Below are 15,808 nucleotides of genomic sequence, written 5' to 3'. Positions count from 1 at the left end.
GGGCTACTGGCAAAAATTTTGGGTTTTTGAGACGCGATAAATCGCCGTCTCTACAAGTGTTTTGGTCTTATCTGAACTGTATTGGCTTAATGCTGTAATTTTTGAGTAAGAGAGCGATCGCAGAATAATATATCACTCTAAATAATTTTTAGGCGCTTCCGGTAGTTCTAAGGCTTCTCAAATCTAACAAGAAGCAAAATTTCCTTGTGAAAGGTAAGCAAACTACCTCTGCGATTTTTCGCTGGGTTGAGCTACGCCTACGCAAAGCCGCATAATTTGGGCAGATTACAGGCGGCGTTATACATTAATAGTGTGTCTGCAATACCGGACTTGTTCTGGCTTAGTCTCAATAGCAAAGGTTTGGAGATGTTTACTTTATCAGAAACTTCTATCCTGGCGGCAATCCTACTGGTAGCTTTAGGCATTTTGGGCTGGGGCTTTTATCGCGCCAGACCTTTTGGTAAACTGGGAATCTTAGCCTGGTTACAGTCGGTGGTGTTGATGACTCCCTGGCTCCTGTTTTTTGGATTGTTTGCCGCAGGGATTTACATCAATATAGCGGGTATATTGTTCTTAGTGGTGACATCCGCCGGATTGTACGTTTATTTGGGCAGACAGTTACGCGCAGCTGGGCAAGATGCCATCCTCAAACAACGCGCCACAGAAAGACTCGCTGCTGCTTCCTCACTTGAAGCAAATTCCCCACAACCAAAAGTAGCAGAACTGAAACCGGAGATTCCGCCGATACCAGAAGAGGACTTGAATGCAATTAAAGGTATCTTTGGTATCGATACGTTTTTTGCCACAGAAACCATTGCCTATCAAGATGGAGCCATTTTCAAAGGCAATTTGCGGGGAGAACCAGAAGAAACTCACAACCGTCTAACTGCAAGTTTGCAGCAACGCCTTGGTGAGCAATATCGCCTGTTTTTAGTGGAAAACACAGATGGCAAACCAGTAGTCATTGTCCTGCCGAGTCGCAATGATCCCCGGCCGATGTTGTTATCGCAAAAAGCTTTCGCAGGCGTTTTGTTAATAGCAACCATTGCCACAAATCTAGAAGCTGCGGGATTACTGCTGAATTTTGATTTCTTTGGCAATCCAGGGCGATTTCAAGAAGCTTTGCCTATAGGTGCTGGGATATTTGCGATTTTAGTAGCTCACGAAATTGGTCATTGGTTACTTGCTAAACGCCACCAAATCCGTCTTAGCTGGCCTTTCTTTCTACCCGCAGTGCAAATTGGTTCCTTTGGTGCAATTACCCGTTTTGAATCTCTATTACCCAACCGCAAGGTATTATTTGATATCGCCTTGGCAGGGCCAGCCGCAGGTGGTATCGTTTCCTTGTTAATGCTGGTGACAGGCTTACTACTTTCTCACCCAGGTAGTTTATTTCAATTGCCAAATCAGTTTTTCCAAGGGTCGATTTTGGTGGGAAGTTTGGCGCGAGTTGTTTTGGGTTCGGCGTTGCAATCATCTCTTGTAAGTGTTCATCCTCTAGTGATAATTGGTTGGTTGGGGTTAATTATCACCGCTTTGAACTTAATGCCCGCAGGACAACTAGATGGTGGGCGTATTGTTCAGGCGATTTATGGACGCAAAACCGCAGGACGCGCAACGATCGCAACTTTAATTCTACTGGCACTAGTATCTCTCGGTAATACTCTTGCCATGTACTGGGCGATCGTGATTTTCTTCTTGCAACGAGATCAAGAACGCCCCAGCTTGAATGAAATCACCGAACCCGATGATGCTAGAGCCGCTTTGGGGCTTTTGGCTCTATTCTTAATGATTACTACACTCTTACCTCTAACTCCCGGTTTGGCTGGGCGTTTGGGAATAGGATAATGCTGAGTTAGCAATATAGACATCTTGCAAAAGTTACTTTTGCAAGATGTTGGGCAAAAATTAAAGGAGAAAGTAAAATTTCATACCTTTACCCTTTAACCATTCCCCATTTTCCCCACTTCTGCAAGAAGTCTAATGAGTTGTAGTTGGAGATTTTGCGATCGCCTTACAGACTTTATTGAAAAACCTGCTAGTCTTTTAAAAAGATTAGCAGGCATGGCTTATCATCAATCGGAGCGGCGGGATTCGAACCCACGACCTCCACTACCCCAAAGTGGCGCGCTACCAAGCTGCGCTACGCCCCGGTCAGAATTACCATCATATAGCAATACTCTTAGATAATCAAGAGGCTCATTCAAAAAACTTTAAGCATCCCAGCAGCTTGCAGTAAATCTGGAACAGCAGAAGCGCTCCATTTACCCTCTACACATCGCCCTGTATTCAAAATGAAGCACAGACTGTAATCATGAGGATAGCCTTCTACTTCCATCCATAATAAATCGCTTTCGGCTTCACAAGCAATTTTTTCCTCTTCCATTAATTCCGTTGCGAGTTGCTTCATGGTATCTGCTAACTGTGCTAGTAGACGGCAAAAATCATTCAACTCGGCTTCGGTTAACTCAATTGCCCAATCATCTGTACCGACTAAACCTTTAAATTCACGTGCATGGGGATTCCAGCCAATACGCCAACCAAATCCGGTTTTTACAACGCGTTCCATATTTTAGTTAAAACTGAGGAGTTATAAGTTAGGAGTTATGAATTTACAACTTATAACTCCTAAATTTCCCACTATCTAAGTAGTTCAGCACCCCCTCGTTGGGGTGGCTGTGGGGTAGTTGATCTACTCGGACTTGGTGCGGTATTGGGTTTAGGAGATAGGGTATTTTGGGAAGTAGGATTAAATATGTTGACTAAGACTTGCACTAGGGCATCTCGCTGACTGCGGGTGAGACGGGTTATGGCTTTGCGATCGCCTTCCATAGGGTTTTCCCGTAGTGAATCATAGCCTGGATAGGTAGTATCATACATAATTTCATTCGTCCCCAGGTAATCAGCTAAAGTCAGCTTCCAATCTAAGCGATAAACTGGGGCCCGCCCTTTGGTATAAATGTGATATCTAATCAGGCGATTTGCTAGGGTGCTGTTTTCGGCAACTTTCCCATTTTCTTTGCTAATATACTTGTTTTCTCGTGGCAAATCTGGCAATTGCTGGTATACCAACTGCCAAACATCACTAGGTGTTATTCTCTGAGCATAAGCAGGTTGGATACTAAACAAACTTGTGTATATTGTTGATTTGCCCGCCCCTGAACTCAAAGCAATTACACCCACTACCATTAAGGCAGTGAGTGTTTGCCAGGGCTTGAGTAGGGGTTGAATGAACGATTGATGTTTGCTCATCCTGCCTTCTCTACAGCCTTTTTTTATAGTTCGCCAATAATCTCTGGTTGAGTCAATTCATCGGACATTTCGATAATTGCTCTTAGCACTGGCTTCATCATTGCATCTTCGTTATTTTCAAAATCTTCATAACGCCGACGTTTAGCACGATTGGCCACCTGAACCGTAATGCGGTAACGATTTGAGGCTGCACTAATCAGTTCCTCAGCTCGGTGCATAATCTGAGACTGAGTTGTCTCGAACTTAGAACGCTTTAGCATAATCAGTGGTTCTTGGGGTCATTCCCCAGTGTAGCAGTACTGATAAATCTGTTGCCGTGTATTTAATCGCCAGCAACCTTTCTGTTGATAGAGGCTAAGAGCCTTCTAGTCATTTTATAAGTTACTTATAATACTATCTGACTAAAGTCACACATCCTTATGGCTGACCTTGTGGAAACTGCTATCAATGCGGGAAACTTCAATACCCTGGTGAAAGCTGCTCAAGCTGCAAATCTCATAGAAACTCTAAAGAGTCCTGGTTCTTTGACACTATTTGCACCAACTGACGAAGCTTTTGCCAAGCTGCCAGAAGGAACTTTAGATTCCCTACTAAAAGACATTCCCAAGCTCCAGAAAATTGTGGCATATCATGTCGCTAGTGGGGATGTTCGGTCTGACGATTTGGTACAGATTAATGAGGCACAGACGCTTGAGGGGTCAATTGTAGCCATTGAATCTGCTGATGGCAAAATTAAAGTGAATAACGCCAATGTTATCAAAACAGACATTTTGACAGACAATGGCGTGATCCATATTATTGATGAGGTATTGATGCCTGCAATGGTTGCAGGGAGGTAAGGGATTGAGCAGGGGAGCAGGGGGACAAGAGGAAAAGGGGGAATTATTGAACAAGTCTCTCCTGTCTCGCCCCTCTTCCTTGTCTCTTGTTCATGCCCCTGCCCTTCTTCCTAGCCCCTAGCCCCCAGGATGCAGCCACTGCGTGCGGGAAGAGTTAATGACAATTGCTGAGTTCCTTCTTCACCATTCCACTCAACTTCAGCAGTACCATATAACAGCTTGTTGGGTTGAGTATGCAAACTAGCCACATCTACATTTGCAGTTGCCGAACTTGTGCCAGCGTTTATAGCAATTATCAATTCTTCTGTGCCTAAAGTTCGTGCAAAGAGATAAAGTTGCCCTTGAGCATAGAGGACTTGGTAATCACCTGTACGCAAGGCTGGGTATGTTTGGCGGATGGTAATTAATTGACGATGAGTATTGAAAATTTCTTGGTTCCAGTTAGCCTCTAAAGGAAAGCCACGCCGTGAGTCGGGATCTATGCCACCCGGTAAGCCAACTTCATCACCATAGTAAATACTGGGGGCACCGGGAAAGGTGAGTAACAGTAGAGTCGATAATTCTACACTCGCTATATCACCGCCTGCAATGGTCATCAATCGGGCTGTATCGTGACTTGCTAACAAATTGAGTTGAGTTAGCTGAATTTCCCAAGGGTAAAGTTGCAGTACTTCTTGGATTTTGGTGGCGTACTCGGCAGCAAATAAGGGTGGGTAGGGTTGATAGTCGCGGCTTTGAACTTGTTCTAAGACTACGCGATCGCCAGCTGCAAAGGCAATTGTCGGCCCAGCAAATAGATAATTCATCACACCGTCAAATTGCGTTCCATCCAACCACTGGCGGGAATCTCCCCACACTTCGCCCACAATATAGGCTTCGGGATTGATGGCTTTAGTGCGATCGCGGAATTCCTGCCAAAAACCAGGAGTTTTTATTTCAAATGGTACATCCAATCGCCAACCATCAATGCCGAATTTAATCCAATATTCGGCAATTTCCATAATGTATTCTCGTACTTCTGGATTGTCGTGGTTAAATTCTGGCAAGGCGCGATTTCCCGCCCAACCCACATAGTTTGCAGGGAATTCACCATTATAAGGTGAAAGGGGCCAGCCTTCTATTTTGAACCAATTCACCCAAGGCGAATGCGGGCCATTTTCTAAAACGTCGTGGAAAAAGAAAAAGCCACGGCTGGAATGGTTAAATACCCCATCTAGAACAACTTTGATATTCCGTTGATGAGCTGCATCTAGCAATTCTTTAAAAGCCTCGTTGCCCCCCAGCATCGGGTCAACTTGATAATAATCGTGGGTATGATAGCGGTGATTACTGGCGGATTGAAAGATAGGTGTGAAATAAATCGCGTTAATCCCCAAATTCTGGATGTAGTCTAAATCCTCCATGATGCCCCATAAATCCCCACCTTTATAACCTTGGAGGGTTGGTATAGCATCCCAATCTTCCCAACGGGCTTCGCGCAACAGTCGTTTGCGCGGCTGTTTGCTTCTGGCAAAGCGATCTGGGAAAATTTGGTAGAAAACAGCGTGCTTTACCCAATCTGGTGTTTGAATTTGCATGAATAACTTTTTGTACGTTCAGAAGCGATCGTTGCAAATATTAGCTTCTTTATGGCTCTTACTTATGATAGAGAATCTGTAATTTGCCAGTATTCATTAAGAAATTATACCAATTTAACAATTTTGGCTACAGAAATTATCTTTGATTTTTGCGAAGCTAGGTACAATTCAAAGAGCTTTCTTACCTATTGTCTATCGCGCTTCGCGCACAGAAATCAAAATAGATTAGTATACAACTTGTTAGTATTTAATATTTCTTAAGTTTATCTTTTTTTATTTATTACTTAATTATTCTTAATTTTATTTTTTTAACTTTGTCCGTAATGATTTAGGCAAATAGTGGATTAGTTTAATAGCTCCATAAAAATTACCTGTTAGCTCAGTCTTGGGTAATTCTAAGATGTGTCTGCTCAAAGATGTCTTATAAGTACAGAAAATCACTATTAGGAGACATAATTCAGGAATATGAGTTATGAATTAGCAATTGTCTTAGGAATTATTTCCCGCTTCCTAAGCTTATTTGATGTTATCTATAAAAAAATAGATAACTATAGTCGCATCAAATAATCAAGGCGAAAAAACTGCATAGTCTGCATTAATGCCAGAGCGACTTATGCTAATAAACTACTTTGCTTGCACCCAATAAATTGAATTTGAGGTAAAAATGAGACACGAAAAACTTTCTCCCGGACTACTGTTGGCATTTCAAGACTATCAAAATGAGGGAGATAAAGCTTTAGTTACACACAAGCGATCGCTTGGCATCATTGCCCACAAAAGCCCAGTCAAGCCAACAAAGAGCGTCGTTTTTATCTATTGCGATCCTGATGCAGACTTGAGTTATCTATCACAATATAACATTGAAGTCAATCAAAACTCTGGGAGTGTGCGGACGGCTTTTTTACCGATAGAAAGTTTAGATGTCTTGTCTGAAGAAGATGTTATCCAACGCATCAAGCCATCACGCAAACTTCATTTGAGGATGGATACTGCAATGGGAGCAGTCAAACTCCCGGAGTTCCAGAACAAAACTGGACTGACCGGTAAAGGAGTAATCATCGGCATTATAGACAGTGGCATTGATCCGAAACACCCCGCTTTTGCTGGACGAATTTTACACATTTGGGATCAAACACTGCCAGGGCCAGGAGTAACGGAAGGCGGCTATGGGGCGGAATTTACGGGAGCGCAACTGACAATTTCTCAGGATACTGGCGGTCATGGTACTCATGTTGCCGGAATTGCCGCCGGTGCCGATGCTAGCTATGGCGGTGTAGCACCAGAAGCAGAATTAGTTGTTGTCAGGTCAGATTTACAGGATGCCCATATTGCTGATGGTGTGCGTTACATTTTCCGAATTGCTAGAGAGTTAGGACGCGCAGCCGTGGTGAATCTCAGCTTGGGTGGACACGCTGATGCCCATGATGGTAGTGATTCCTTATCCAAAGTTATTGATGCGGAAACTGGCCCTGGAAGAATAGTTTGCTGTGCTGCGGGTAACGAAGGAAACGATAACATTCATGGACAAGCGATAATACCCAGTGGACGCACTCGTGGTATGCGCTTTAATGTTCCTTTGAATCAAATAGGCATAGTTTGGTTAAATGCTTGGTATTCCAAAGACAGCGAATTAGAAGTGTCTGTGCGGAGTCCTAACGGTTTTGTCACCCCATTCCAAAAAATAATTACTGACGGTAATGCCGCACAAGATTACCAGTTACCAGATGCAAGGGTGCAATTAGCGACACCAGCGCCAGATAAAGCCAATGGCGACCATAATTTCTTTGTGCAAATCCGGGGTATTGGCTCCTCGCCAGTTATGGGAGGTGTTTGGCAACTGCGAGTTCGCAACAGTTCTGCAACTGACACTCGTTTAGATGTATGGACATTGGATGACACTTCATCAGTGTTTTTTACAGGTAAAAGTGTGAAAGATGCGCTAAAAATTGGTTCGCCAGGAGCCGCCAGCAGTGCAATTACAGTTGCCGCCTATACTACTAAAACCAAGTACACAGATATTGATAACCAAGTGCGAGAAATGGGGTTAGAATTGCACACTATTTCGGAATTCAGTAGTGAAGGGCCTCTACGGAATGATGCACACAAGCCGGATGTAGCAGCACCAGGAGCGATGATTATTTCCACTCTTTCCGCCGATGCAAATTTTGACCGCTCATCAATGATTAATTCCAAGTTTGTGGTGCAGGCTGGTACGAGTATGGCGACACCATTTGTTAGTGGGTTAGTAGCATTACTATTGCAGCGAGATCCCAATCTCGATCCGGCTGCTGTGAAAGACTTGCTACGTAAAAATAGTACAATTCCTGGAAAAACCGCAGGGACATTTGATGAGAAATGGGGTTATGGAGTGATTAACGCTTTAAATCTGTAATTAGCTTCAGAGATGCGATATATTTATACACCTTTAACACAATAAATATATCGCGTCTCTTGAAGATTATACGGCTAACAAATTAAACAGCGCTAATTTTAAAATTGCTGACTTAACAGAGGCAATTTAAATCCGAATAACTGCTTTAGATGCTGATTTTTAAGGAGCAACTTTGAGCGGTACTTTCATCGAGAAAGGGAATATTAATATACAAGCATAATCTGCGTTTAGGCTCTCAATAAACCTCAAAACCAGAGAGAACAGCAATTAATCTGTAATTGGACATAGGAAATCGCCCATTAAATCTATACAGAGATAGGCAATAAAAACTCGCAAGTTTGATACCTTAGCTATACGATAGGTTAAGAATTGCCTGCTTTTTACCCACTTACTGCTCTATGGATTTTCAAAAGCTAGATGCTGCCCTTGCTACAGCGCTCAATGATGTTCAAAACCCAGAGGAACCGAGTTTAGAAGTTTTCATCCATACTGAACCAATTTTAGACTCTGCTGCAACTGCTGTTTTAGAAAATTTAGGCATCAGTGGTGTTACTAGTGGAAGAGATATATTTACGGCAACACTGTCACTAAATGCAATTTCCCACTTGTCCGAGGAACCTTGGGTAAAATATTTGAAGCGATCGCAGCAATTGCGTTTGGTTAATAAGAGAATAAATACAGGCAAGTTGGGTGTTTAATGACCATTTTCTGACCCTATACTACGCAGACAGTTTTTTGTATTTACTGTGAATTAGGTTGTTTTTTTCTGGAAAAAAGTTACACTTCACCTGAATTTCCAGATGATTTACAGCAGAGCCTTCAGTAATTTCAGTAGTAATAATTTTTTGAAGAACAGCCAAGAAATCTGTCATCATAACTTGGCATGAATCATTAATTACATGATTCTTAACCTTTGATTGACTGAAAGATAGATCCTAAAGATGCGTCTAATTCGATACAATTTATAGGCAGAGAGAGCCGAGGAGAACAAGGTGGTCTTATTAAAAGGCTTTGAGATCGAGATGTATACTGGCACGCCTCAAGGTGAAATCGTCGGTCTCTCCGACAAAATTATTGCAGCCTTGGATGGATTTATGCGGGAGCCAGATAGCCGCAATGTCGAATACATAACCCAACCATCCCATAATTACGAAAATTTATTGTGTGCCTTGCTGCGTCCTCGGCGGGAGTTGCGAAACTACCTCAATCACTTGGGCGATTATACCTTGATACCGGGAAGTACTTTATCGTTGGGTGGCGGCGATCGCTTTCTGCGTTCCGATCCAGTAAATCCCTATCATGACTACATTGAGAACACCTACGGGACAAAAGTAGTCACCGCCAGCGTACACATTAATATAGGCATCAGCGATCCAGAAGTATTAATGCGGGCGTGTCGGGTGATTCGTATGGAAGCACCTCTATTTCTCGCCCTCAGCGCCTCATCTCCCTTCCTAGATGGCAAAACTACTGGCTATCACTCCACTCGCTGGGGCCTATTTCCGCAAACGCCTAGCCATGTACCTTTATTTGCCAGCCACGCCGATCATATCCAGTGGGTGGAAGATCAACTCGTTGCTGGAACCATGCAAAATGTTCGGCATTTATGGACATCGGTGCGACCAAATGGCGATCGCCGCCCTTATGATCTAAATCGCCTAGAACTACGAATTTGCGATTTAGTCACAGATCCCATTGCCTTACTAGCCATTACTGCCTTATTAGAAGCGCGTTTATTGCAAGTAATCGAAAATCCCAACATCGATCCTTTAACTCAAAGTACTTTCTCTGGCGAAGAACTCGTCACCCTGACTGCTGAAAACGAAGCGGCTGTGGCTGCTGATAGTCTCGATGCTCATTTGAGGCATTGGCAAGATGGTAGAAGCATCCTAGCCAGAGATTGGATTACCCAAATGTACCAAGATGTTTGGGCGATCGCTAAACAAGGAGGCTTTAGCTGTTTCCTTTCCCCATTGCACAAAATTCTCCGCGAAGGCAATGAAGCTCAACAGTGGTTGCAGTTACACACAGTCGGTTTTGACAGCCAGCGCGTCATCACTCAGGCTATTCTCGCCACCCAAGAACGCGAAATCGAACTCGAAGACAAATTGTGTTCGTCCCTACTAGCTTAATTGAAGAGGCAGAGGAGCAGGGGGGACAGAGAGGATAACGGGAGAATTATTCAAGTTTCTCCCTTGTCTCCCCCCTCCTCCTTGTCTCCTATATCTCTATCTCGATGCCCCATACCCAATGGTAGATTTCTTTGGACATAGTACCAGCCTTAAAATACACAAGTGATTAATCTTTCTACATAAAACTTAATATTTACCAATTTAAGCCAAATATCCTCTCAGGGATTGCTCTGGGAGGGTTTGTGCTATTGTTTTAAAAATCTAATCGATGGATGATGCTTGATTATTATTAACAAAACCTATGAATAGCCTCTACCCTTTGGTAGATTTAACATTGACAAGAAATTGTTTTATACAATACGTAGATTATACGGACAATGCCCCAGGTCGTTTTAGTTAACCCACAAATTCCTCCTAATACAGGTAATATTGCTCGTACTTGTGCAGCAACAGGTACAGAGTTGCATTTGGTAGGTCCCTTGGGGTTTGAAATTAGCGATCGCTACCTCAAAAGAGCCGGCTTAGATTACTGGCCTTATGTCAAACTCCACTATCACGAATCCCTAGAAGCCTTTAAAACCGTACATCAAGAGCGTGGAGGCAGATGGTTAGGTTATACGGTTGGTGGGAATTTTAGTTACGTCAGCTTTCAATTTCAAGCCGATGATTGGCTACTGTTTGGTAGTGAAACTACGGGCTTACCACCAACAATTTTATCAGATTGCGATGCTACTCTGTATATTCCCATGAGCCAACCAGGGGTTCGCAGCTTGAACTTGTCAGTCAGTGTGGCAATTGGCTTATTTGAAACCCGTCGTCAGTTAGGCTATCTACAATAGTTGTTTACCTTCACAAGCTAAGTATATTTACTTATTGTTTTTACAAACATCTATCTAAACTGGAGAATTTTGGCAGCAAGATTTTTTTGTTTACGGCAAAATATGTAAAAGAATATACCAAATCCTGGGTTTATTCGCTAATTGTAGTGGAAGATACTTACAAACAGAGGAAGGTTATTATAAGAAATTTATATATAAAACTTGAGATAATGCCAAATTTGAATGATAGATTTTGATGAATTTGAAGCATCCTAAATTGGGAACAAAAGCGCTAAAATCCAGTCATGTCATGTATTTGAGCTGTTTTTGCTCGATGAACTCCAAAAAGCAGCCTAAAATTAGACGATAGTTAATACGGTTGTTTTTTAGGGAATAATCAACGTAAAGTCTCGTGTTGAGAAGACTGATGGGCTAGAAATATCTTGAAGATATCTACAGCAGGGGGCATCACTTTTCCAGAAGTCGCAAGCAATTTATTTTTCGGCAGCGACTATAGACTAGGCAAATCATTTGTTTAGTCCCCGTGATTGACGCAAGACAAGCGCGGATAATGGTAAAGAGTTATAAACGTCCTAAGTGGTGTTAGGAGTGGTTCGGACAAGTAAACACAGCAAACTTTAAGTTTTGCTAATACATGTAAACTTGTCTAAATCAGAGAAGCAGGTTAATCTTGCGTAAGCATCTCTGGTGAATGTGATCTTGATCTATCATTTGTTGTGATCTAAATCATTGACTAGTATCCAACTGAAAAATCGAGGTCAGTTAAGCGCTAGTGATCATAGGAGGTCGTCTTTGAAACGAGCATTAAAAAAGAGAGTAAAAGCTGTGTTGAACAATAACCCCAACAGCGATGATGCCCCGGTAGAACTGCAAAATGTGATGAATCCAAAAGTTAACCGCCGGGTGCGGACAAAAGCCGCCATGATTGGCTTGGCAATCTCTATGGGAGCAACCAGCCTTTTGGTGACTCGACAAAGCGATCAAGCCCAAGCAGCGGTGCCAGTAGGCAGCCAAAAGGCTTCCTCCTCAATTCCTGCTGTTCCTGACACTGAAGTGAAATTTGCCTCCACAAAGCTGGAGTCCCAAGCAGTCTCATCAGCGAGCGTGCCGGAAAATCCTGTGATCGTGGAACCAACGGCAGTCTCACAAGTGCCTGGGCTTGAAGCTAAATGGCAAGTCGCGGCAAATGGAATTTCTTTGCAAATTCCTGCATCAGAAACATTTTCCCAAGCAACAGCTGGTTATAAAAATTCCACCAACCTGAAGCCGCAAGTGGCGCAGGGATTGAACAACACATTAGCCGAGACTAGTTTCCCAACAGTCAATAATTTGTCTGACTATAGTGCTGATGGTGTTGGTAGTACAAATGTTTTATTGAATGCCCAGCCACAAACAGTGGCAACATCTGGTGCAGTCAACGGTGAAATAAATGCACAACTTAAGGCACAACAAGAGTTTGCACTGAATCGCTTACAAGAAAAATCTAATCGGTTAAGAAAAAGTCTGGCACAGTTACAGTCTGGGGAAACTGAAAACCCATCACCAGCTGATATTGGTTTGGCACAGCCGACGACTGAAGTTGAAAAAACTGCATTAGTCCAGCCGAATACTTCTGACGATGCAAGCAAAGCGAACTTGATATCGAAGTTAAAACAGAAGAATCAGACCAGTGCAATTGCACCAGTACCAGCTACACCAACAGTTATTGCGTCTTCGGCTCGAACCGCCTACGAAGTTAAGCCTGGAGATACACTAGCAGCGATCGCCAGCAAATACAATACTTCAGTATCAGAACTAGTTAAGGTAAATAACCTCAACAATCCCAATGAACTGAAAATTAGTCAACAACTAATTATTCCTGCTGGTCAAGTTGAGGTAACTGTAGCGAATCAACCTACTGTAGTGAGTCAACCCACTGTAGCGAGTCCTACTTTTGTAGAGTCCAGCAAAACTCCAAAAGTAGCTACCTCTCCTATGAACATCGGTAGTGCCAACTCCTATCTACCAACTACTTCACAATCACCATCTATTGCCGACAACAGCAGCGTTGCCGTCCCTAAACAGGTAATTGCGAACAATCAGGTTCAGGCAAATAGTGCCACTGACTTAGAAGTACGCCCTACCACTCCTACTAGGTCTTATGGTGTTGGTGGTGAAGATCCAGTGCCAAAAGCTTTTGCTGAAATACAACAGCCTAAAACACCAGCAAATAGGGTAGCACGGGGAAATAATAATGACCGTTTGCGCGGCTTGCAAGCGGAAATTCAGAGATTACAGCAGAAATACCGCGCTCAACAGTCTGGTAATTTAGTTGTGCCAGCAGCTAGCGATACTACTAACGCTGCAATGCTCACTCCTATTTCTACTCCTAATAATTTCATCGTACCTAACTCTGCTGTTCGACCAAATAGTGTAGCGATACCAATTCCAGTTCCTACACCTATTAGAGCTACCTATAGCGCTCAACCAATCAAGCCCCAATTCCGTACTAGTGTACGTCCTACCGAACCAGTAAACCCAGAATTCTTGCCCAATCTCGGTTCTGCTAGTCAGTGGACTCCTGCTCGCACTCAATCTCCTACAAGAATTGCAACCCCTCCTGGAAGAGTAAATGCCTCTGACTCTTTAGGAAAGATGCGGGGAACCACAGTTACTCCACAGATAGTACCGCCTTTGGCAGCAGTGGATCAATATCTGCCCAGGCCCATTGACGAACTGACACCTCCTCCATCTTCCTCAACCGTAGCTTACACATGGCCGGCAAAAGGTACCCTTACCTCTGGTTATGGCTGGCGCTGGGGTAGAATGCACAAAGGAATTGACGTTGCTAACTCCACTGGCACGCCAGTTGTCGCCTCAGCTGAGGGGACGATAGAAAAAGCAGGCTGGAACAATGGTGGCTACGGCAACCTTGTCGAAGTTCGCCATCCTGATGGCAGCACGACTCGCTATGCTCATAACAGCAAGATTCTAGTGCAACCTGGTCAGCAGGTACATCAAGGAGAAACAATTGCTTTAATGGGTAGCACTGGTCACAGTACTGGCCCACACACCCACTTTGAAATCCATCCATCAGGTAAGGGTGCTGTTAACCCAATCGCCATGTTACCGGATCGCATATAATTTCTTGGCTATCTGTAACTAAATCATTGCCTTGTTTTGTTGAGGGAGTTTACCTCCCTCTTTTGCTTTTTATAAACTCAACAGGGATGAAAGCTGCAAAAAAAAAATGCAAAAGGGGCTAGCCTCAAGCAAATTTTTATGTTATAGTAATAAATGATTTGAGGAAATATGGCTCAGTAGCTCAGTTGGTTAGAGCACGGGACTCATAAGCCTGGGGTCGTTGGTTCAACTCCGACCTGAGCCATTTTAAAGAATTAGTAATTCGTAGTTAAAAGGTTGTTTAACACTGCCTTTCGATTTTATGCTAGCTGTAGCTTGTTACATAGACAAGAGGCTATGACCTTTTAAAACATCCTCTACGAATTACGAATTATTTTTGTATGTGGCGAATTACTTCGGCAACAGACCAAGCTTGAGCGATCGCACCTCTGGGTGTATGAGGTGCATCGCCATCAAAAATCTCCGAAATAGAGCCAAGACAAGCGCCAGATAAGAAATGATCTAGCAGAGGTTGCCAATCAAAAGGCAGCGATTGTTGTGGATAAAAACGTTGCCAAGCCCGAATATATGGCCCAATTAGCCAACCCCAAACAGTGCCTTGGTGATAGGCGCGATCGCGTTGCTCTTGATTACCCTCATATCTCCCTTTGTATTCGGGATCTCCTGGATCGAGACTGCGAAGACCATAAGGAGTCAGCAAGCTGATAGTTGCCAAATCTAGTATCTGACTCCCTTGTTGGGCAGAAAATCCACAGTGGTGCAGTGACAGCGCCAAAACCGCATTGGGACGAATTTGGAAATTCCGGCGATCGTCTGGCTCGATAGTATCGTACAAATAACCCAGCTGAGGATTCCAGAACTTTTGCAGCGAGGTTTTAACCTTTTGTGCTTGCAGAGCATAACGTTGTGCTTGTTTAGTGAGACGCACTGGATCGCCAAGTTCAAGCGAACTTAAGCGTTCTGCCCACCGACTTAGCCAACATAAAGCTGAATACCACAGTGCATTAATTTCCACCGGCTTACCGTGACGTGGAGTAACGGGATTTGTCCCAATTACCACATCCATCCATGTGAGAGCTACACCACGAGCATCCCAACTAATTAGCCCATCAATAGCATCAACCTGGATATTGTAGTGTGTACCACCAACAAAGGCTTTGTGGATTTGTTGGACTACAGAGAATTGCTCTGCTAAAAATTCCCAGTCTTGGGTAGCTTCTAAATAAAGCCCTAAAGTTTCAACCCACCACAGCGCCGCATCAATACTGTTATAAAGTGGTTCGCCATCGGAATCAGGAAATACATTAGGCATCAAACCGTGACGATAGTAATGACTAAAAGTCCGTAATATTCCTTTTGCCAGATCAAAGCGCTGTGGAACTAGTGCCAATCCAGGTAAGGCAATTAATATGTCGCGCCCTCGCTCATTAAACCAGTGATAACCAGCAATCATTGTAGGGCCTGCAATTGAGGCTCGATAGACGATAAACTGATCGCTTGCTTTAAGTAGTTGTTGCCAGATTTTAGATTGGGCTTTGGGCATTGGGTACTTGTACTGAGCGTTCGCGTAGCGTCTCGTAGAGCAGCCGAAGTATTGGGCATTGGTTATTAATTTATCTCCCCCTGCTCCTCTGCTCCCCCTGCTCCTCTGCTC

The 15,808-nt window shown here is 43.5% G+C and carries 12 protein-coding genes and 2 tRNA genes; 8 read left to right on the top strand and 6 right to left on the bottom strand.

Going from position 1 to position 15,808, the window contains the following annotated elements:
* Positions 1-366 precede the first annotated feature (366 nt).
* Positions 367-1,848, top strand: coding sequence for a site-2 protease family protein (locus G1O98_RS18800; protein WP_163930485.1), 1,482 nt, complete (start codon positions 367-369; stop codon positions 1,846-1,848).
* A gap of 231 nt (positions 1,849-2,079) precedes the next feature.
* On the opposite strand, the gene G1O98_RS18795 is transcribed toward G1O98_RS18800, so the two are convergent.
* The 4 genes from G1O98_RS18795 to G1O98_RS18780 all read right to left on the bottom strand — a co-directional run bounded on the left by G1O98_RS18795 (position 2,080) and on the right by G1O98_RS18780 (position 3,512).
* Positions 2,080-2,153 (bottom strand) — tRNA-Pro (locus G1O98_RS18795).
* Between the two features lie 50 nt (positions 2,154-2,203).
* Positions 2,204-2,569 (bottom strand): DUF1818 family protein, encoded by a 366-nt coding sequence (locus tag G1O98_RS18790; protein ID WP_163930483.1) that lies wholly within the window; start codon positions 2,567-2,569, stop codon positions 2,204-2,206.
* Between the two features lie 71 nt (positions 2,570-2,640).
* Entirely contained in the window at positions 2,641-3,252 is a 612-nt protein-coding gene (locus G1O98_RS18785) for a hypothetical protein (protein WP_163930481.1), read from the bottom strand.
* Positions 3,253-3,275: 23 nt separating this feature from the next.
* Positions 3,276-3,512: a DNA-directed RNA polymerase subunit omega gene (locus G1O98_RS18780; protein WP_012412301.1), complete on the bottom strand. Its 237-nt coding sequence runs from the start codon at positions 3,510-3,512 to the stop codon at positions 3,276-3,278.
* Between the two features lie 159 nt (positions 3,513-3,671).
* Here G1O98_RS18780 and G1O98_RS18775 point away from each other — a divergent pair, with 159 nt between their 5' ends.
* The gene (locus tag G1O98_RS18775) at positions 3,672-4,091 is read left to right on the top strand and encodes a fasciclin domain-containing protein (RefSeq protein ID WP_163930479.1); all 420 of its coding nucleotides are present in this window, start codon (positions 3,672-3,674) and stop codon (positions 4,089-4,091) included.
* A gap of 110 nt (positions 4,092-4,201) precedes the next feature.
* On the opposite strand, the gene G1O98_RS18770 is transcribed toward G1O98_RS18775, so the two are convergent.
* The gene (locus G1O98_RS18770; protein ID WP_163930477.1) at positions 4,202-5,668 is read right to left on the bottom strand and encodes a glycoside hydrolase family 13 protein; all 1,467 of its coding nucleotides are present in this window, start codon (positions 5,666-5,668) and stop codon (positions 4,202-4,204) included.
* A 664-nt stretch (positions 5,669-6,332) separates the two neighbouring features.
* Between G1O98_RS18770 and G1O98_RS18765 the strand changes: the two genes are divergently transcribed.
* The 6 genes from G1O98_RS18765 to G1O98_RS18740 all read left to right on the top strand — a co-directional run bounded on the left by G1O98_RS18765 (position 6,333) and on the right by G1O98_RS18740 (position 14,398).
* Positions 6,333-8,060, top strand: coding sequence for a S8 family peptidase (locus tag G1O98_RS18765; protein ID WP_163930475.1), 1,728 nt, complete (start codon positions 6,333-6,335; stop codon positions 8,058-8,060).
* 398 nt (positions 8,061-8,458) lie between these two features.
* Positions 8,459-8,758, top strand: coding sequence for a hypothetical protein (locus G1O98_RS18760; RefSeq protein WP_163930473.1), 300 nt, complete (start codon positions 8,459-8,461; stop codon positions 8,756-8,758).
* A gap of 294 nt (positions 8,759-9,052) precedes the next feature.
* A complete protein-coding gene (gene gshA, locus G1O98_RS18755; protein WP_163930471.1) occupies positions 9,053-10,192 on the top strand; it encodes a glutamate--cysteine ligase in 1,140 nt (379 codons plus the stop codon).
* A gap of 377 nt (positions 10,193-10,569) precedes the next feature.
* A complete protein-coding gene (locus G1O98_RS18750; RefSeq protein WP_163930469.1) occupies positions 10,570-11,031 on the top strand; it encodes a tRNA (cytidine(34)-2'-O)-methyltransferase in 462 nt (153 codons plus the stop codon).
* A 792-nt stretch (positions 11,032-11,823) separates the two neighbouring features.
* Positions 11,824-14,154: a peptidoglycan DD-metalloendopeptidase family protein gene (locus G1O98_RS18745; protein WP_163930467.1), complete on the top strand. Its 2,331-nt coding sequence runs from the start codon at positions 11,824-11,826 to the stop codon at positions 14,152-14,154.
* Between the two features lie 170 nt (positions 14,155-14,324).
* Positions 14,325-14,398 (top strand) — tRNA-Met (locus tag G1O98_RS18740).
* 126 nt (positions 14,399-14,524) lie between these two features.
* Here the strand turns inward: G1O98_RS18740 and G1O98_RS18735 are convergent.
* Positions 14,525-15,808: amylo-alpha-1,6-glucosidase (locus G1O98_RS18735; protein ID WP_275941785.1), on the bottom strand; the 1,284-nt coding region annotated here is incomplete at its 5' end.

The sequence above is a fragment of the Nostoc sp. UIC 10630 genome, from assembly GCF_010747425.1.
Taxonomy (GTDB): Bacteria; Cyanobacteriota; Cyanobacteriia; order Cyanobacteriales; family Nostocaceae; genus Nostoc.
This window is presented reverse-complemented; position numbering and strand designations above follow the sequence as displayed.

Bases quoted from the DNA above. Each gene is read 5' to 3' on its own strand.
- G1O98_RS18800 (WP_163930485.1), top strand. From the start codon at position 367: ATGTTTACTTTATCAGAAACTTCTATCCTGGCGGCAATCCTACTGGTA.
- G1O98_RS18790 (WP_163930483.1), bottom strand. From the start codon at position 2,569: ATGGAACGCGTTGTAAAAACCGGATTTGGTTGGCGTATTGGCTGGAAT.
- G1O98_RS18785 (WP_163930481.1), bottom strand. From the start codon at position 3,252: ATGAGCAAACATCAATCGTTCATTCAACCCCTACTCAAGCCCTGGCAA.
- G1O98_RS18780 (WP_012412301.1), bottom strand. From the start codon at position 3,512: ATGCTAAAGCGTTCTAAGTTCGAGACAACTCAGTCTCAGATTATGCAC.
- G1O98_RS18775 (WP_163930479.1), top strand. From the start codon at position 3,672: ATGGCTGACCTTGTGGAAACTGCTATCAATGCGGGAAACTTCAATACC.
- G1O98_RS18770 (WP_163930477.1), bottom strand. From the start codon at position 5,668: ATGCAAATTCAAACACCAGATTGGGTAAAGCACGCTGTTTTCTACCAA.
- G1O98_RS18765 (WP_163930475.1), top strand. From the start codon at position 6,333: ATGAGACACGAAAAACTTTCTCCCGGACTACTGTTGGCATTTCAAGAC.
- G1O98_RS18760 (WP_163930473.1), top strand. From the start codon at position 8,459: ATGGATTTTCAAAAGCTAGATGCTGCCCTTGCTACAGCGCTCAATGAT.
- G1O98_RS18750 (WP_163930469.1), top strand. From the start codon at position 10,570: ATGCCCCAGGTCGTTTTAGTTAACCCACAAATTCCTCCTAATACAGGT.